General features: G+C 56.5%; 15 protein-coding genes, 1 tRNA gene and 3 pseudogenes. 10 read left to right on the top strand and 9 right to left on the bottom strand.

The genetic code is table 11. The annotated features are described in order from the left end of the window. Positions 1-120: 120 nt before the first annotated feature. On the bottom strand, positions 121-603 hold the full coding sequence (hspL, locus tag BS627_RS12865) for a heat shock protein HspL (RefSeq protein WP_003519731.1): 483 nt from the start codon (positions 601-603) through the stop codon (positions 121-123). Positions 604-981: 378 nt separating this feature from the next. Here hspL and BS627_RS12855 point away from each other — a divergent pair, with 378 nt between their 5' ends. Next, entirely contained in the window at positions 982-1,923 is a 942-nt protein-coding gene (locus BS627_RS12855) for an alpha/beta fold hydrolase (protein WP_077983611.1), read from the top strand. A 20-nt stretch (positions 1,924-1,943) separates the two neighbouring features. Here BS627_RS12855 and hisN read toward each other — a convergent pair whose 3' ends face one another. Beyond that, entirely contained in the window at positions 1,944-2,720 is a 777-nt protein-coding gene (gene hisN, locus BS627_RS12850) for a histidinol-phosphatase (protein ID WP_077983610.1), read from the bottom strand. A gap of 318 nt (positions 2,721-3,038) precedes the next feature. Continuing rightward, positions 3,039-3,923, bottom strand: coding sequence for an N-formylglutamate amidohydrolase (locus BS627_RS12845; protein ID WP_003519728.1), 885 nt, complete (start codon positions 3,921-3,923; stop codon positions 3,039-3,041). Between the two features lie 182 nt (positions 3,924-4,105). Here BS627_RS12845 and cpdR point away from each other — a divergent pair, with 182 nt between their 5' ends. Both cpdR and BS627_RS12835 read left to right on the top strand, forming a co-directional pair. After that, complete coding sequence (gene cpdR, locus BS627_RS12840) at positions 4,106-4,468, top strand: cell cycle two-component system response regulator CpdR (RefSeq protein ID WP_003497910.1); 363 nt, start codon at positions 4,106-4,108, stop codon at positions 4,466-4,468. An 81-nt stretch (positions 4,469-4,549) separates the two neighbouring features. Further along, positions 4,550-4,624, top strand: a tRNA-Val gene (locus BS627_RS12835). Between the two features lie 166 nt (positions 4,625-4,790). On the opposite strand, the pseudogene BS627_RS23920 reads toward BS627_RS12835, so the two are convergent. Both BS627_RS23920 and BS627_RS12825 read right to left on the bottom strand, forming a co-directional pair. Continuing rightward, positions 4,791-5,192 (bottom strand): annotated as a pseudogene (locus BS627_RS23920) (transposase); the annotation flags it as partial. A gap of 771 nt (positions 5,193-5,963) precedes the next feature. Beyond that, a complete protein-coding gene (locus tag BS627_RS12825; RefSeq protein WP_077983608.1) occupies positions 5,964-7,010 on the bottom strand; it encodes a LacI family DNA-binding transcriptional regulator in 1,047 nt (348 codons plus the stop codon). A 150-nt stretch (positions 7,011-7,160) separates the two neighbouring features. Between BS627_RS12825 and BS627_RS12820 the strand changes: the two genes are divergently transcribed. After that, positions 7,161-8,108, top strand: a complete 948-nt coding sequence (locus BS627_RS12820; protein ID WP_165691241.1) for a dihydrodipicolinate synthase family protein — start codon at positions 7,161-7,163, stop codon at positions 8,106-8,108. A 132-nt stretch (positions 8,109-8,240) separates the two neighbouring features. Further along, positions 8,241-9,548, top strand: coding sequence for an Nramp family divalent metal transporter (locus BS627_RS12815; RefSeq protein ID WP_205635500.1), 1,308 nt, complete (start codon positions 8,241-8,243; stop codon positions 9,546-9,548). Positions 9,549-9,965: 417 nt separating this feature from the next. Here the strand turns inward: BS627_RS12815 and BS627_RS25000 are convergent. The 3 genes and pseudogenes from BS627_RS25000 to BS627_RS12800 all read right to left on the bottom strand — a co-directional run. Then, a pseudogene (locus BS627_RS25000) lies at positions 9,966-10,614 on the bottom strand (hypothetical protein); the annotation flags it as partial. After that, positions 10,605-10,948, bottom strand: a pseudogene (locus BS627_RS24835) (helix-turn-helix domain-containing protein); the annotation flags it as partial. The pseudogenes BS627_RS25000 and BS627_RS24835, both read right to left, overlap by 10 nt. A gap of 130 nt (positions 10,949-11,078) precedes the next feature. Continuing rightward, positions 11,079-11,825, bottom strand: coding sequence for a potassium channel family protein (locus BS627_RS12800; RefSeq protein WP_420836197.1), 747 nt, complete (start codon positions 11,823-11,825; stop codon positions 11,079-11,081). A 289-nt stretch (positions 11,826-12,114) separates the two neighbouring features. On the opposite strand from BS627_RS12800, the gene BS627_RS12795 reads away from it, so the two are divergent. From BS627_RS12795 to BS627_RS24560, 3 genes are all read left to right on the top strand, one after another. Then, positions 12,115-14,097 (top strand): BCCT family transporter, encoded by a 1,983-nt coding sequence (locus BS627_RS12795; protein ID WP_077983606.1) that lies wholly within the window; start codon positions 12,115-12,117, stop codon positions 14,095-14,097. Positions 14,098-14,175: 78 nt separating this feature from the next. Next, complete coding sequence (locus BS627_RS12790; protein WP_077983605.1) at positions 14,176-15,438, top strand: DUF2254 domain-containing protein; 1,263 nt, start codon at positions 14,176-14,178, stop codon at positions 15,436-15,438. A gap of 55 nt (positions 15,439-15,493) precedes the next feature. Further along, the gene (locus tag BS627_RS24560; RefSeq protein ID WP_165691239.1) at positions 15,494-15,634 is read left to right on the top strand and encodes a hypothetical protein; all 141 of its coding nucleotides are present in this window, start codon (positions 15,494-15,496) and stop codon (positions 15,632-15,634) included. An 84-nt stretch (positions 15,635-15,718) separates the two neighbouring features. On the opposite strand, the gene BS627_RS12785 is transcribed toward BS627_RS24560, so the two are convergent. Continuing rightward, positions 15,719-16,507: a DUF4394 domain-containing protein gene (locus BS627_RS12785; protein WP_077983604.1), complete on the bottom strand. Its 789-nt coding sequence runs from the start codon at positions 16,505-16,507 to the stop codon at positions 15,719-15,721. 184 nt (positions 16,508-16,691) lie between these two features. Between BS627_RS12785 and BS627_RS12780 the strand changes: the two genes are divergently transcribed. Beyond that, on the top strand, positions 16,692-17,243 hold the full coding sequence (locus tag BS627_RS12780) for a sigma-70 family RNA polymerase sigma factor (RefSeq protein WP_077983603.1): 552 nt from the start codon (positions 16,692-16,694) through the stop codon (positions 17,241-17,243). Then, positions 17,240-17,944, top strand: a complete 705-nt coding sequence (locus tag BS627_RS12775; RefSeq protein WP_077983602.1) for an anti-sigma factor — start codon at positions 17,240-17,242, stop codon at positions 17,942-17,944. The genes BS627_RS12780 and BS627_RS12775 overlap by 4 nt, the downstream gene beginning before the upstream one ends.

Genomic DNA, 17,944 nt, shown 5'->3' with positions numbered 1-17,944 from the left:
TGTTCAGGAGCAGGTTTCTTCAACATGTCCCAATGAATCATAAACCCCCAGCTCACGCCAGGGGTTTGTCAGCAGTCTGACGGCCCCATGAAGGGGCCGTTCGTTTTGCATGAAGGAGGCTTAGTTGACCTGAGCCGGCGAAATCTGGGCTTCTATGGTCTTCGGCGCATCTGCGCTGTCGGACGAGATCGCAATGCGGCGCGGCTTCATGGCTTCCGGAATATTGCGGACGAGGTCGATGTGGAGCAGGCCGTTCTTCAGGGAAGCGGTCTGGACTTCGACGTGGTCGGCAAGCTGGAAGCGACGCTCGAAAGCGCGCGTGGCGATACCGCGATAAAGAAACTCGCCTTCCGTGGATTTCTCATCCGCGGATTTCTCGGCTTTTACAGTCAGCGCATTGGCGCGGGATTCGATGCTGAGTTCGTTCTCATCGAAACCAGCGACGGCCATGGTGATGCGATAGGTGTTCTCGCCGGTCCGCTCGATATTGTAGGGCGGATAGGACTGGGCCTGCTCGGGCTGGCCGAGGCCGTCAAGCATCGAGAAAAGACGGTCGAAGCCGACGGTGGAACGATAGAGCGGGGAAAAATCAACGTGACGCATGGTGTCCTCCTTAAGAAGCGACTGTTTGCGGTTAAGCCCGGCATCCCGTTCTGGCGACGGCCGGACATTTGGCGCGGTCCCGTTCTGGCGACCGCATGAATGAGATGGGAATGGCTTGCCGCCGCGTCAAGGGGCGTGAAAAGGCGAAAGCAACATGAACCATGGCTGAACGTCAGGTTCCGGCATCGTTCAGTTTGAGAGCCATAAAACATCGGTCATCGGAGACATTCTCCGTGGACAGAAGCAATAACGTCCCTTCTTCTTCTGTCTTATTCGCCGGAACCGCGACTGCTTTAACTGACGGTTCCGGCAATTTTTTCTTTGACCTTCCCGCGCCGCCGACCTATCCCGAAGAGGCAGAAAAGCCGGAAAAGACCGATGATCGAAGCCACATTGCGCGCCAGCGAAGACAACCCGGTTCCCGACAACCATACCGTCGGATATTTTACCGGCTATCGCGGCAAACAGCTTCGCTATGCGATCTTTCGCGCCAGCCGCCAGGTGGCCCGCGGAACCGTGGTTCTGCTGCATGGCAGGAACGAATGTATCGAGAAATATTTCGAAACGGTGAGCGATCTCACCGCCATGGGTTTCTGGGTTGCGACCTTCGATACGCGCGGGCAGGGCGGTTCCGAAAGATTGCTGAAAAAACCGGGCGCCGGGCATGTGCGAAGGTTCTCCGACTACCAGCGTGATATCGGCCTTTTTCTCGAACAGGTGGTGTTGCCGGATACGCGGCTGCCGTTCTTCATGATCGCGCATTCCACCGGCGCGCTTGCAGCGCTTGCCGCCGCGCCCGGCCTGTCGAACCGGATCGACCGTCTGGCGCTTTGCTCGCCCTTCATCGAGCTGGACAGCCAGCAATCCGTCCCCTCATCCGTCATTCGGGTGGTGGCGACGGCTCTAAGTCTCGTTGGCCTCGGGCGGGTTCAGCTCGGCAAGGATCAGCGCGAGCGGGATTTTGACGGCAATCCGCTCACCTCGGACTCCAGACGTTTTGCAAGAAATCTCTCGCTGCACAGGCAGTTTCCGGAGCTTTTCATCGGTGCGCCGACGGCGCGCTGGGTCTATGAGGCGCTGAAGACCATGGGACGGGTGGTCACTCAGGACCATCTGACGAATATCACCATTCCGACCCTCATTCTGGCGCCGATGCTGGATACCATTACGCCCTACAAGGCACAGGAAGAACTCTCACGCAATTTCCGGGCAGCGCAGCTTCTTCCGATCACCGGTGCGCGCCACGAATTGCTGCATGAGCGCGATGTTTTCCGCAAACAGGCGCTGGCGGCCATCGACGCCTTTTTCGCGCCGGAGTGATGGCCGCTTAAGCGGGCTGCCTAGAGTTTCGAGAGAATGGCAAGAGCTTCTTCGTGCACGGCCTTGGAGCCGGCCGCCAGAATGCGCCCGCCATTTTCCGGACGCCCGCCATCCCAGGTCGTCATGATGCCGCCGGCCTGCTCGATCACAGGGATCAACGCGCCGACATCATAGGGCTTCAAGCCGGATTCGATCACCAAATCGACGTGGCCGGCCGCAAGCAGGCAATAGGCGTAACAATCCACGCCGTAGCGGAAAAGGCGGACCTGATCCTGTACTTTTTCATAGAAGGGCTTTTCTTCCGCAGTAAAGATGTGGGGTGTCGTAGTGAACAGCACGGCGTCCGATAGCGACGCACAGTCGCGCGTGTGGATTTTCCGCTCGCCATCCGGCCCGAAATACCAGGCCGCTTCGCCATCGGCGAAATAACGCTCCTTCGTGAAAGGCTGGTCCATCATGCCCATGGTGGCGCGGCCGGCGGACTGGAAACCGATCAGCGTGCCCCAGACAGGCACGCCGGAAATGAAGGCGCGTGTGCCGTCAATCGGGTCTATGACCCAGATGTGATCGCGGTCGAGACCAATATTGCCGTGTTCTTCGCCCAGAATGCCATGCTGCGGAAAACGCTGTTCGATAAGCGCGCGAATAGCTGTTTCTGCCGCCTGATCGCCTTCTGTCACCGGATCATAGCCGCCATCCTGCTTGTTGGTGACGGCAATGCCCGTGCGAAAGCGGGGGAGCGTTTCTGCGCTGGCGGCATCGGCAAGTTTGAAGAAGAAATCCCGGTCGGGCAGCATGCGAAACCTCATTGCCTGGATATTTGGTCTGAATTTTGTGGGGCAATGCATAGACCGGAATCACATCCGCCGTCCACTCATACGAATGGCGGTGCCGGTGTTTCCATATTTTCAGCATAAGCCTAAAAAATATGCATATAAAAAAATGATTGACAATTGTGCAATTACTGCGTAGCGTGATCCTGCAGTCTTTGACTGTAAATACCCTCCTTGGGTGTTTCCTCCCTAGACTTGACCGCGCCAAGGCGCGGTTTTTTTTGTCCGGCGGGCCGCCAGACGATACGGGATAAAAATTGAAATAGCGGATGATTCGCGCTGCTATTCGGCAGCGAGCGACGTTTCTATCGCGTATTCGGAAACGAAGGCGCCGAGCTGGCGCATGAAGATTTCAAGCGACGCCTGAATGGCGGGAAAATCGGCTTTTTTCAAAAGCGTCTTTTCGTCCACGTAAAGCGCCCGGTTGACTTCGATCTGCAGCGCATGGAGAGAGCGGATGGGTCGGCCATAATGTTCGGTGATGAAGCCGCCGGCATAGGGTTTGTTGCAGACCGCGACGAAACCCAGTTCTTCAAGAAAATGCAGCGCGGCGCGGGAGACTTCCTGGGATGCGCTGGTGCCGTAGCGATCGCCTATGATTACATCCGGCCTTAGATTCGAGCCGGCAACGCGGATATTGCCCGGCATGGAATGGCAGTCGATTAGCACCGCCATTCCGAAATTGGCGTGGGTGCGAGACAGCAGGCGGCGCAGGCAGGCATGATAGGGCTTGTAGATCGTCTCGATCCGCGAAAGCGCCTCGTCGACCGGCAGGCGGTGGGCATAAATATCCATATTCTCGGCGACGATGCGCGGCACCGTTCCCAGGCCACCTGCGACCCGCATGGAGCCGATATTGGCATAAGGCGGAAGCGTGCCTTCGAACATGCGGGGATCGAGTTCGTAGGGCTCGCGATTGACGTCCAGATAGGCGCGCGGGAAATTCGCTTTGAGAAGCGGCGCGCCGATCTCCGGTGCCGCCGCGAACAGCTCGTCGACGAAGTGATCTTCGGAGCGGCGGATCTCGTGCGAATCGAGCCTTGCCGACTCCAGGAAGGAAATCGGGTAGCAGCGGCCGCTATGGGGGGAATTATAGACGAATGGCAGGGTTTGAACGGCAGGTTCCGTTACTTCAAACAGCTCATATTCACCCGTTATCCAGTCCATTCAGGGTCATTTACCATGTCGCAAAACTATCAGGATGTTCATGTTGCCAGTTACGGCGCGGCAAGTCCATACTATCGCCCAATCAGCGCTATACCGATTCACGCGTTCACAGGATATTTACCGTGAAAATCCTATAATCGGGCTAGGGTATTCCAAACATTGAGTAGTTACGGTCACTTATGATGAATCAGAAAATTCTTCTCGCTGAAGACGACAACGATATGCGCCGCTTCCTCGTCAAGGCGCTGGAAAAAGCCGGTTACAAGGTTTCTTCCTTCGACAATGGCGCCAGCGCCTATGACCGGCTTCGCGAAGAGCCCTTTTCGCTTCTGCTGACCGATATCGTCATGCCCGAGATGGACGGCATCGAGCTTGCGCGGCGCGCGACCGAACTCGACCCGGACCTGAAAGTCATGTTCATTACCGGCTTTGCAGCCGTTGCGCTGAATGCCGATTCGAAGGCTCCGAAGGACGCCAAGGTGCTTTCCAAGCCGTTCCATCTGCGCGATCTGGTGGATGAGGTCAACAAACTCCTTGTGGCGTAAGGCCTCTCAAAAAACCTTCACAAAACCGAAAAAAAGCAGTTGACGCATGAACCGGTTTTGTGGTCTATCCGCCGCCACGGAGGGCGTGTAGCTCAGCGGGAGAGCACTACGTTGACATCGTAGGGGTCACAGGTTCAATCCCTGTCACGCCCACCATCCGAATTTTGATATCATTGAGAAATCCCCTTCTGGGGATTTTTCATTTTTAGCGACTGACACGCTTCTGACACGTGAACTAGCCTTGGAACAGTGTAGGTCACAAGCCAAGCGACTCGAAATAAGCGTCTATGGCCATTCGACCTGCGCTCGAGTAATCCGGCGCGAGAAGCTTTGTCTGGCGTGCGACCGACAATTTGTGCCCGCGGTCGATCATTTCTTTGCGCCCAGCAATCCTGCCTTGCCGAGCGCACCGGATAAAAATCGTTCTCCAGTGTCAGTTCGCCGATCTCCGTGCAAACGCAGTTTGTCACATGGCGTGCAGCGTTTTGACGTCGACGGTTGGACCCGCCGGTTCCGCTTTGGCTTCATCGCCGAAAACGCCTGTCGCCCCCTCGAGGAGCTGGTCTTTCCACTGTTTGATCTGGTTGGCGTGCACGTCAAACTGCTGCGATAATTCCACCAGAGTCTGCTCGCCGCGGATCGTAGCGAGCGCCACCTTTGCCTTGAGAGCCAGGCTTTGGTTCCGGCGCGGTCGTCTCCTCGTGGTATCTCCTGTTCCTGGCATCTAAGCCGAAGTCAGGCAGAAATTCCACTTATTCTAGCGGTGCAGATTTCCCGAGCCATGTGTGGACGGCCCCGTTTTTGTAAGTGGAAAAAGTAAGTTTCGATGCGGTCGGGTGCAGCCATGTGTCAGGCCTCGACCTGCGGAGCACATGTGGCCGCGGGCCTTGATGAAGTCCGCAGATTGGATCCCAATCACCTCTATGCGCACGAAGCGCTTGGCTCGGAAGGGTTGTCCCAATCCCCGGCTCGACCGGTGCGTCATCAATACTCAGTCCTCATGCAAACCACTTCGAGAAGATATGCCTCGAATGTGGATAGGTATTACGCAACCGCCGCTGCGTAGGATTGCTTCCGGATCAGCAAGGCCCAGACGATGCTCGAGGCGCCCCGAGTGGAATAGCAACATTTGCTCCTCGGGATTTGCGGGGCCGGTCCTTGTCAACCTCAGCACGCATTTCATCAGCTGTGGTCTTGTGTCCCTGTCGGCCTCGGATGCGATCGCGCGATGAAAGCTACAATATTTTCCTAATCAGCGCGGCTCAGTGAAATAGCGCCGGCGATCCGTCATCGAATTCCAGGCGTCTAACAACGTCCCCGCCGTCCAGCCTGGAACATATTGGGAACATACGCCTGTTCGCAAGTTAAGTTTTTCATCATTGAAATCAAGGGCTCCACTTACAGATGTGATGGTCGCGGGTTCGATTCCAATCAAGACCGCTTACCTCGTAATCGCTCCGCCGTCGTTAACACTCACGGAATACACGTGTGTTGATCAGCGTCGAAGTCCGACGAGGGAGGTTGATTTACGTGGGATGAGGGTCGGAGCTGACAAGCGAATGCGGTCATCTGCAGATGCGGCACCGTGTGTCAGCAAGTCGAGTGCATTAGAGGCGATTTGTTCGAAAGGTACACGCACCGTTGTCAGTGGGGTCGGCAGATGACTGACGATTGGAATGTCGTTATAGCCGACTATTGACACATCATCCGGAACTGAAAGACCCAGGCGCGATAAGCTTGATAGGGCGCCAATTGCCGTATTGTCGTTGACGGCAAAAATCGCCGATGGCCTGTCTTTCAGCCGCATCAACGTTTCGCCTGCGTGCGCTCCTGCATCTATTCCGAAGGTTGAGGGTACGATCCAATCCGGGTGCACGGCGAGGCCAGCCTCGTCAAAGGCCTGGCGATAACCTTCGAGGCGCCGGCGGGCACTGGAGGCATAGGACGGGCCGGCAATCACTCCGATCTTACGATGCCCAAGATCGAGCAAATGTCGTGTCGCCAGATAGCCCCCTAGCCGATCGTCACCTATGGCCGAGAGATTTCTGCCATCGGTACGCAAGGCCAGTACAAAGGGAATGCCCCTCTCCACCAACGTATCTGCAAAATCGTCGCCCTCCCGCGCCGTCGAAAGGATCAGGCCGTCTACGCCCCGCTTCAAAAGCGATTCGGCGGCGAGACGATCTGCACCGGGCTGGTCGTCTGTCGTCGCTACGATAGCAAAACGGCCATTTCGGCTGCATGCTTTGGTCAGCGCTTCGTAAAGCATGGCCATGACGGTATCCGTCAGTCGCGGCACGATGACCCCGATTGTCTGCGTGCTCCCACGCCGCAAACTTGCGGCGGACACATCGCGTACGTAGCCCATGTCTTCTGCAATTTTTCGCACCCGGCGCGCTGTGTCGTTGTCCGAGCGCGGCAGCCGTTCGTCGAGTATGCGCGATACTGTGGACTTCGATACCCCCGCGGCCAATGCGACATCGATTATTGTCACCCGCGTCTGTCGGCTCGTCTCGTCCGTCTTTGTCTCAAAGTCGCTCATTACTGGCACCAATCAATATTCTGCACCGTGATCATGCACCAAAATGGGGATTGACTCCAACATATTCGGAAACGATAGTGGGAACGTTCCCGATAACGATCCCAACGCTGCTTTAGTAGTGGCAGCGAGCACAACAGGAGGAGATGTTCGATGCAAGCAATGGATTTGAGAGGTCTGAGCCCCGCTCCGGTAACCGTTTTCACCCGCGACGGTGAAGTCGACTACGCGGCCAATGCTCGCCTGGCCAAGTGGTTGGTCAGCATGGATGGCGTGAAGAGCCTAGTCATTCTTGGTCACGCTGGGGAGGGCACTTTCCTGACCGAGGAAGAGCGCCTGAAGCTCGTCAGAACCTACGTCGAAGCCGTCGATGGCGCGGTTCCGATTATCGCCGGCATTACTGGCGAAGGCACGAAGGTTGCAGCCGAAGAGGCAAAGAAGTGCAAGGCTGCTGGGGCAACCGGCGCGCTGGTCTATCCCAATCACGGTTGGCTGCGCTTCGGCTTCCAGAAAGGCGCGCCGCAGGATCGCTATAAGGCGATCTGGCAGGAATCCGGGCTTCAGTGCATCCTGTTCCAGTATCCGGATGCGACCAGGGCAAGCTACGACCTGGATACTCAGCTTGCGATCGCTACGCAGGATGGCGTTGTCGCGACCAAAAACGGCGTGCGCAATATGAAACGGTGGTACGTCGAGATTCCTGAGCTCAAGAAGGCAAATTCGAACCTTCAGATCCTCAGCTGCCATGACGAGTGGCTGCTTCCCACTATGTTCGATGTCGACGGTCTGCTTGTTGGATATGGCAACATCGCTCCAGAGCTTCTCATCGACCTGATTGCAGCCGGCAAGGCACAGGATTATTCCCGTGCTCGCGAAATCTTCGAGCGTCTGTTGCCAATCACTCGTGCCGTCTACCACCGCGGTTCGCATATGGAAGGCACCGTTGCACTCAAGCTCGGCCTCGTGCATCGCGGCGTGCTCGACCATGCAACGATCCGCGAGCCGCTGAAGAACCTGGGCGAAAAAGCGGAAGCTGAGATCTTCGCCGCGTTTGAAGCTGCCGGAATCGGTCGAGCCAAGGACTTGATCGCCGCCGAATAAGAACGCGGCCCCGTGCTCCTGGCGACGCGGGGCCAGTTCGCCCGTATTTGATGCAGGATCGACGCACAGCGTGAAGGAGCTGTATCAAGTTGGATGTCACGCCACCGCACGTTTCGGGAGGACGAAGTGTGTATGTGGCTCGAGGAGGAGGACACGCCTGTGCGTGAGCAAAATGATTCCGTGCTGCCGGCCATGCGCGCCGCAGCTGTCGAGAATTCGAAACCGTCTGCCTTGACCTGGAGCAAACGCCTGGCCCTTATAGGTCCGGCTTTCGTTGCTGGCGCCTGGCAGTTTGGTCCCGGCAATCTGACTTCGGCCGTGGAGGCTGGCAGCGCCTATGGCTATTCACTGATCTGGGTAATCGTCTTGTCGACGATCTTGATGATCGCCTTCACCGACATGAGCGTGCGTATCGGTATCATCGCCCGCGGCTCTGTAATTCAAACGATCAAGGACACGTTGGGCAAGCCCGTCGGTGTGCTGGCCGGTATCAGTGTCTTTTTCATTACTCTTTGCTTTTCCGTCGGAAATGCCGCGGGTTCAGGTCTTGCGCTCTCCATGCTTTTTGGGGGCTCATCGATCCTGTGGACGCTCGTTTGCAGCTTTGCCGTCGGGTTCATCCTGCTGATGCGCAACGTATACAGCGTTGTGGAGCGCATCCTGCTTGCTCTCGTCGCGATGATGGCAATTGGCTTTGTCTGCAGTGCCATCCTCGCACGACCCGATTGGGTCGCCAGCGCGACCGGTGTCATTCCAAGCTTCCCCCCAGGCGCCCAACTCCTGATTATCGCCCTTGTAGGGACAAACTTCTCCATCAATGCGGCGTTCTTCACCAGCTACGCTACGCGTGCCAAGGGGACGCGCGCCGACCAGTACCGGGACTCGACGGTCACCGACACGCTCCCGGGCATTATTGCGCCCGGCATAATGACCTGCCTCGTGATCATGGTCGCGGCCGCTGTGCTCGGCCATACGGGGGAGCGTGTGCAGACACTGATGCAGCTTGCCAATGTGTTTCAACCGTTGGCGGGGTCCGTCGGCAGCACGCTCTTTGTCCTTGGCTTCTTCGCCGCCGCCTTCTCGTCCATGCTCGCCAATTCAACCGCGGGCGGGACGCTACTCTCCGATGGCGTTGGTTGGGGCGGTTCGTTCGATGCCCTGCGGACGAAAATTCTGGTCGGATGCGTACTCGCCTTCGGCGCTCTGGTGGTCGTGCTTGCACCCGGGTCACGTGTCCAGTTGATTATCTTCGCCCAGGCAATGACGGTATTGGTGGCACCGTTCCTGGCGGGCCTGCTGATGATCATCTCCAATCGTCGGGAGATGGGCACGCTGCGCAACAAGCCTTTTCAGAACGTGCTCGGCGTCTGCGGTTTTCTGTCCATCCTGGCTGCAAGCGGACTTCTCATCTACAAGCTGTCGGGCATGCTTGGCAGTTGAAGGCGTCAACTGGCTCACTACATGCACGGGGTTGAGCCCCGTGCATGTTCACATTTATCAGCCTTCGGTGTCTGCTCCGAATTGTAGGCGTTGGATCTCATCCGCTTGTTCTTGATTACCGAGTTTTGATCTGTCGGCGACTGCGTCGATTGCGACGAATTTTTAGATTGTCGTAGGCGCGCGAGAAAACTACGGTGCCCCGCGTTTGTCTCCGTTCAAGACGGAGAACTGCTATTTCGGTGGCCGTGCTAACGTCCGCGACATCGCTAGATGAGGCGCTGCGGCGCAGCGCCGCCCAGGGCTGGACGACGACACGCTACGCTTCTTGACGGCCCTCGATGGGGCGATGTCACGGTAACGCCTTGTGAGGAGCGGTTGCGATAGACGCACATGCATGAACACCTCGCCAGTCAGCTACAAGCGCCATCGCTCAACCGGGCTGATATCGCCGAGATCATGACCATAAAGCGAGCGCGCCTGGTGCGGTAGCTTGTCCTTGAAATATCCTTCCTGCAACCGATAGCGCCGCTCAATGCGGCGCAGGATATTAAAGCTGGCAACGGAGCAGGGCACGCGCTCCCCCTGCATCCAGGATAGCAGCGTCTTGTTATCGAATGTCTCATCCAGATGAACAACAGCGCGGTGGAGCTGCCAATATGTGTCACCGAAACGACACATATGGTATATCAATGCGTCCTGAAAGCTCGCCGGATCATTTGTCGCTTCAAATAGTGCTTCCGGGAAAGGGCCTTATTGCTTTTGGTGCAGGCCCGCGCTGTGTCGACGCAGACCGGGCAAAGGCACCGTCGGTTGCCGCGCATTGCAGCTTCCTGGTTGAGGATGCAGAAGCTGCCTTCCTGGCGGGCGCCATCTTGCCCGAGCTAACTGTCGACTTTGGCGGTCGTCGTTCTTCGGCTGTTGGTGGTGCGCCGAGCCAGCGGATGATTGCATCCAAGCCTGGCCGGAGCTGCTTTTTCAGTTCTGCCGTCAGCTGGGCTTCGATCCCACGGGCCTGACTGATCATCGTCCAGTCGATATGGCCATTCAGAAGCGGTGGCGATGTGCGGGGACCTCTTTTCTCGCCTGATCGATGAAGCGGGGCCTCCTCGACTTCCCTTCTTGGCGAAAAAAGCCGTCGCCTTCTTCAGAATATCCCGCTCCTGACGCAAAATCTCATTCTCCCGCCGCAGCCGTTTGAGTTCAGCCGCCTTATCTTCATCGCCTTCACGACGTCCGGGATCATCCATAGCCACATCCCCGCTTCGGCTAAGCCATCGCGTCAGTGTCGACAGCCCGATTCCAAGATCATCAGCTATCTCGCGCCGCGTACGCCCGTTCGTTTCGGCCACGCGAACAGCCTCACGCTCGTATTCTTTCGTAGAGGCCACTTTCTTCGTCATAACGGTTTCCTTTCAACTCAAGAAAACCTCTCCACTTTTCCGAAGCAAGTCCATCATGAAGCCGCGCGCCTCGACTGGAGAGCGACCTAAGTAGTGATTGCCACAGACGCCGAGTCAGTAAGGACGCGTATTAGTCATTATTGTTTGGAATGTTGAGCAGGTGTCCGCAGGCCTTGCAATGGACCGCGTCAACCTCGTGCCTTTGCAGTCCGCATTTTCCGCACGGAAAGAGTACCTTGCGGGGGCGCGCGATCGACTGCGCCAACCTGACGAAGAGAGAAATACCGACAATCATCGTAACCACGGAGGTCAGTTTTCCGAGAGGTCCAGGAAGCGTAATGTCGCCGAAACCTGTCGTCGTCATCGTCGCGACCGTAAAGTAAAGGGCGTCGATGAAGCCGACTAAACCGCTCTGGTGATAGAAGAAGGTCGTGTAGACAAATCCTGTCACCATGAACAGGAAGACGAGGAAGTTAAGTGATGCGCGCGCAACGTCCTTGTAGTGATGGCAACCGAGCCGTTTCAGGATGACGGCGAAGAGCGGGCTTTCGCCCACGGCCCAGAGACGCATCGCCCTCAGGAAAGCAAAATTGAAAAGCGCGTTTGGAAACAACAACGTGGCAAGAATAACAAGATCAATCCAAGTCATCGGCCTCTTGAGGAGCGCGCCTAAAGAGCCAGTTGCGAATGCGCGTGCGAACAGTTCGGCAAGTATCCACACCGCGATCATGTAATCAATGATCAGATAGGAAGGCCCGCTGCGCAAAAATGGCCCGAAAATGAAGAACGAGATGATGCTGACATCGATAACAGCAAGCACAGCTTGCCAACGAAGTGCCCATGTGTCGCGCCCGCGCTCGATACGACGCAACTTCATCTGCAAGATTTCGAGACGAGACGAGACGGACCTTCTGGTTTTTGTCGTGAATATCATTTCTAACGGATAGGCGCGAGTGAAGACCGGGTCAATGCCAAGCAAAAGGCGCGTCATGCGGCAAGGCGGCAACGCTATTGACGAAGAAGATGGAGCCAAATCGTCGTTTCCGCATTCTCCAACAGCGGAAGATGTCCAGTCTGTGATGATCTTTTGCCGAAACTTGGGGTAAAATCAAAGAGCATATTTAAAATCCATCTGCTCATACGCATAAGGGAAGGCCATTGCAGCTATGAAATCGTTCATCATCAATCCGCCGGTGTTCTACGGGTCGGTGATTGTCATCACCTTGTTCGTCGCCATCGGTATCGTGCTCCCCGGCCAGGCGGAAGCACTTTTTGGTATCATTCAAGGTTCCATTCTCGGCGCTTTCGGCTGGTTCTACCTGCTTTCTGTCGGCGTATTTCTGGCGGCGATGCTGCTATTGTGTTTCGGCAGGTTTGGCCAGCTCAAACTGGGACCGGACGATTCAGTTCCCGATTTCCGTTTCCTGTCGTGGATTGCGATGTTGTTTGCCGCCGGGATGGGCATCGGTCTCATGTTCTATGCCGTTGGCGAACCGATGACCCACTATATGGCGCCGCCGACCGCCGAACCGAAAAGCGTGGCGGCAATGCGCGAAGCGATGACTGTGACTTTCTTTCACTGGGGCATACACGCCTGGGCGATTTACGCCGTCGTTGGCTTGTCGCTCGCCTATTTCGGTTACCGCTACAACCTTCCGCTGACAGTTCGCTCAGGCTTGTATCCATTGTTGAAGAACAGGATTAACGGCCCGATCGGACACGCGGTCGACATTTTTGCGATTGTCGGCACCATGTTCGGCATTGCGACATCGCTAGGGGTCGGCGTCGCGCAGATCAATGCCGGCCTCAACCACCTTGTCGGCTTGCCGATCAGCACCAGCGTACAGCTTGTCCTGATTGTCGTGGTGACCGGTATGGCCACCATCTCGGTTGTGACAGGCCTGGATAAAGGCGTGAGAATATTATCGGAGACCAATCTGGTTGTCGCCGTACTGCTCATGCTTTTCGTGCTGATCGCCGGACCGACGACACAGCTCTTCCGGGACTTCGTGCAGAATCTCGGCCTCTATCTCGATACGATCGTCCTGCGAACCTTCAACATTTACGCCTACGAGCCCACGCCCTGGATCGATTCGTGGACGCTGTTTTATTGGGCCTGGTGGATTTCCTGGTCGCCGTTCGTGGGAATGTTCATCGCGCGGATATCTCGCGGAAGAACCGTGCGCGAATTTGTTGCTGCCGTGCTGTTCATCCCGGCCGGTTTTACATTCTTCTGGATGACGGTTTTCGGCAACACGGCAATGTTCATTGATACAGGTGTAGCCGCGGGCGCTCTGGGCGCCGCCATCTCGAACGACGTTTCCGTAGGCCTTTTCCGCTTCTTCGAATATTTGCCTCTTTCTGGCGTCACTTCGACACTGGCGGTTCTGCTGGTCTCCATATTCTTCATCACTTCGGCTGATTCCGGGGCGCTCGTGGTGGATTCCATCGCCGCTGGCGGTGAAACGGAAACGACAACGGGCCAGCGGATTTTTTGGTGTTCGATGGAGGGGCTCGTTGCCGCATGCCTGCTGATGGCGGGTGGTCTCACCGCGTTGCAGTCCGCAACCGTCGCCAGCGCATTGCCTTTTACCGTGGTAATGCTGGCCTTGGTCGTGTCGCTGTATCTTGGAATGCAGCAGGATTTAGCGCAGCGTGAGGTGCACAGCAGCCGAAACGTTGGGCCCGCGGAGCCCGCTTCTGGTCAGACCTGGCAACGAAGGCTCGCTCTGATGCTGAGCACCACGACGGAGAGAGAAGTTGCGATCTTCATCGATGACAAGGTCGCACCCGCGCTTGACAAGGTTGCTGCCGAACTTCAGTCGCGCGGGAGGCCGACGGAGGTAGATCGGGAGGGAGCCGGCGTTGTCACCCTTCGATCTCCTGCGTCTGACGTCCGTGACTTTATCTATGGTGTATCGGTCCAGAAACATCGGGTTGCAAGCTTCACCACCATCCGCGCAGGCGAGGCAGAGTTTCGATACGAAGCGAGAACCTTTTTCTCCAGCGGCAATAGCGGTTACGATCTGATGGGCATGTCGCAGGATCAGATCATCAGCGATGTCTTGATTCAATTTGAACGCTACCTGCATCTGGTCAACTCGCCGGAGTTTCAGCTCGTCCATGGCGCGCCGGAACACACGGCATAATGTTCGGATTGCACGAGTTTTGACCACCCGGCACAAGCGACGGTCCGGGTGGTCGCTTTTGAAGGGAGCTGGCGAGTGATGAAGTCAAAGTGGCGGTGGTGGCTGGGCCAGATCGTTCGACGGATATGGTTCAGGGCAACGCTTTTTTCCATGGCTGGTGTCGTGACTGCTCTGCTTGCCGTCGCGCTTTCGCCTTACATCCCGCAAGAACTGCCAACAAAAATAGGCGCGGACGCCGTTGACAAGATTCTCGGTATTATTGCCTCCAGCATGTTGACGGTAACGACTTTCTCATTGAGCACAATGGTTTCCGCCTATTCCGCGGCCACCACCAACGTCACGCCGCGAGCCACGAAACTGGTCATGGAAGACAGTACGACACAGAATGTGCTGGCTACCTTCGTGGGCTCCTTCCTGTTCAGTCTGGTCGGAATAATTGCGCTTACGACAGGTGCATACGGGGATCGCGGACGCCTCATCCTTTTTGTGGTCACCATAGGCGTGATCGTTCTCATTATCGTCACGCTGCTGCGCTGGATTGATCATCTTTCGCGACTTGGGCGAGTGACCGAAACCACGGAGCGGGTTGAACGGACAACGATTGAAGCACTGACGGCATGGGTGGAAACGCCAAATCTCGGCGGCCACAGATTGCTTGAGGGTGACCCGAGATTAGGAGAGCCCAATACGCCCATTCACCAGAACGAGGTTGGCTACGTTCAACACGTCGATGCAACGCTTCTCTCCGAGATCGCCGAGGAGTTCGATTTTGACATTTTAATTGTCGCGATAGCGGGCAAGCTGGTTGCACCCAACACTCCGCTGGCCTGGGTTAACGGTGAGGTTCATGACAATGTTTACGAGCGTATCGCCTCGGCTTTTACTATTGGTAATGTCAGGTCGTTCGATCAGGATCCTCGCTTCGGGGCTGCGGTTTTGTCTGAAATTGCCTCCAGAGCGCTTTCACCGGCTATCAACGATCCCGGCACTGCGATTGATGTGATCTCCCGAGCGATACGCGTGCTGTCCGTCTGGGATTTGCAGGACAGCAAAACAAAGGTGGTGCATCCTCGGCTCTTCGTTACCCCAATTCGACTTGAAGACCTGTTTGATGACCTCTTCTTGCCCATCGCCCGAGACGGGGCGTCCATCATCGAAGTCGGGCTTCGATTACAGAAAGCCTTTCTTACCCTATCGAAATTCGGCGATGCGGAGTTCAAGAAGATTGCAATGCTGCACGCGGCAAGCGCTCTCAAGCGTTCTGAAGCAACTGCAATGATTGACGAAGACTTGGCCAGGCTACGACATACGGCAGCGCTGCTGAACAAAAACCAGGCGTAACAAGAATGTTTCGCCTGGCCTCTGCTTCCTGCGGAAGAATGAGAATTATAACCGAATGGCAAGACGTTCTCTTTGCGCCTTGGACTATGTTTTCCTGCAACTATTAAATTTACGGGGTGACGCCAAGATCGTTGCCATCAAGCAGCCGAACGGCGTCATTCACGTCATAGACAAGGTCCTGCTTACCGAAATGTAACCCTTTCGGCCGTGCAGATGGAAAGGGCTGGCTCCATTCAGGGGGCAGCCCTTTCATTCACGTTTTCATTGTCGCGACAAAGGCTCACATTGCGGGGAGAACGGTGATGTCGCGCAGCTCACCCTCGGCGCCGGTAATGGAACCAATTTCGGTCGCAGCGCCTGTTTCCAGATCGACGGTGTAAAGCATCTTGCCCGCGGCGAGATAGGCAGTGTTCTTGCCGCCTTCTTCTCCCTGGATATCAAAGGCATAGTTTGCCGGCATTTCCTTCAGGCCGAGCTTGCCGATCGCCTTCAATGTTCCGTCATTGGGTTTTGTCTGTTGGATCAGGGCACCGATGGTGGCATCGATATTGTACATTGCCGTTTTCTCGGGCTTGCCGGTCGAGTTGGTGTAGGCCGCAGCGACGATGTTTGGCGTTTCGCCCTTATGCATGTCGCCATCCTCGAAAGCGAGTGCGCCATCCACCGTGACGGCTCCGGTATCGGGATGCACGCGGTGATTTGTCGTGCCCGTCATGAAACGCAGACGGTCAGCGGCAGGATTGAAATCAACGACAACCGGCGCATCGGCAAGGGTAAGCATCTTGTCCATCTTGGCGACCTCGGTTGCAGCGCCGGTTTCGAGATCGATGGTGACAATGTTATGATCCGGCGTCACACCGACGACGGTCTTGTTGCCCGGACGAAAGTCGATGCCGACAAGCCTGTCTACACCAGTCACATCCATCGACTTCGTAACTGCGGGCTTCTCCGTATCGAACATGACGAGGGTCTTGTCTCCCATGAGGCCAAGGACCGGCGCTGAAACGGCAATGCCTGCCGATGCCGTCAGGGCCATTGAGGCGAGAAGAGTGAGGCGGATAGTGCGCATGTGTTTCTCCCGTGAATTGAGCCATTCGGAAGGCGTCGTTTGAACGCTTCCGTCTCTAGGACACGGGGGGCAACGCATTTGGATGCAGACAGGAAAAATTATTTTTTAAGTGCATCCATTAACCTGTCTGATGGGTATTATGCACAGTTGACGGTGCTTTCGATCACGAGTGGAAAGGATTCAAATGCAGACGGGCCCTGTGCCGAACGATCTCGACAGGGCGCTTGCAGCCTGCGCGAAAGGCGATAAAAGCGCCTTGCGCTTGATTTTCGATCGCGAGGCCGGACGTCTGGTCGCGGTCGCCCAACGCATTGTCAAGCGGCGCGAACTGGCCGAGGAGGTCGTTCAGGAGAGCTTTGTTCGGATCTGGACACATGCTCATCAATACCGTGCCGACCAGGGATCGGCACGAGGATGGATTTACGCGATCGTTCGCAACCGGGCACTCAATCTTGTCCGTGATACGAGACGCGAGCTCATCGTTGAGGATGTCGAGATGCTTCGCGATGGTGAAGAAGCAACGGAGGTGGTTGCAGTCTGGCAGAAACTCGACAGGAATTCGCGGCTCTATGAGTGTCTCGGAAGTCTCGATGAGACGAAACGCCAGGGAATCCTGATGGCCTATGTCGCGGGATACTCCCATGGGGAAATCGCCGGCAGGCTTCGCATTCCCCTGGGAACAACAAAATCCTGGATCAGGCGAGGGCTTATCGCTCTGCGGGAGTGCATGGCATGAAATTTGATCGCAAAGACATTCCCGATCTTGCCGACGACTACGTTCTGGGATTGCTGGACGCTCTCGAGGCCGAGGCTATTGAAGCTGCACTCGTGCATGATGATGCTCTGCGGGCGGCAGTCTCCAGAAGCCGCGAGCGTTTTCTTCCCCTCGATACCACTGTTGAACCTGCCGCAATCAAAGACGACCTGTGGGAAAAAATTGAAACCCGCCTGTTGCCGCAGACCGGCGCTGCATACGCTACGTCGCCCAAGACAGCAAACGACAATAGGTCTAACAGCTGGCGTGGCATCGCCCTCTCTGCCATTGCCGCGAGTTTCCTCCTGGCCGCGGGTCTGGCCTTCAGCCTTACCCGCCCGATCGATCCGCTCGTGATCGCCGTGCTCCTTGATGAGAACGGTCAGGTTAAGGCTGTTGTCGAGGATTTTGGAAACGAGAAGGCAACCGTGCGGATGCTGGCTGATTTTGCAGTGCCGCGCGACAAGACGATTCAGTTGTGGACCTTACCTTCGAAGGAGGTCGGCCCCGTTTCTCTCGGATTGATCGAGGGTGTGCGTTCAGCAAAGCTAGAAGGGCCGGCTCTGCCGGCTCCCAGAAGCGATCAGCTCTACGAAATCACCCTCGAGCAGGCGGGTGGTTCGCCAACCGGCAGGCCCACCGGGCCCATTCTCGCAAAGGGATTTGCTCGAATGCCACGATAG

This window comes from Agrobacterium salinitolerans (assembly GCF_002008225.1).
Taxonomy (GTDB): Bacteria; Pseudomonadota; Alphaproteobacteria; order Rhizobiales; family Rhizobiaceae; genus Agrobacterium; species Agrobacterium salinitolerans.
Note: the sequence above shows the minus strand (reverse complement) of the source record. Positions and strands in the feature narration are given on the sequence as shown.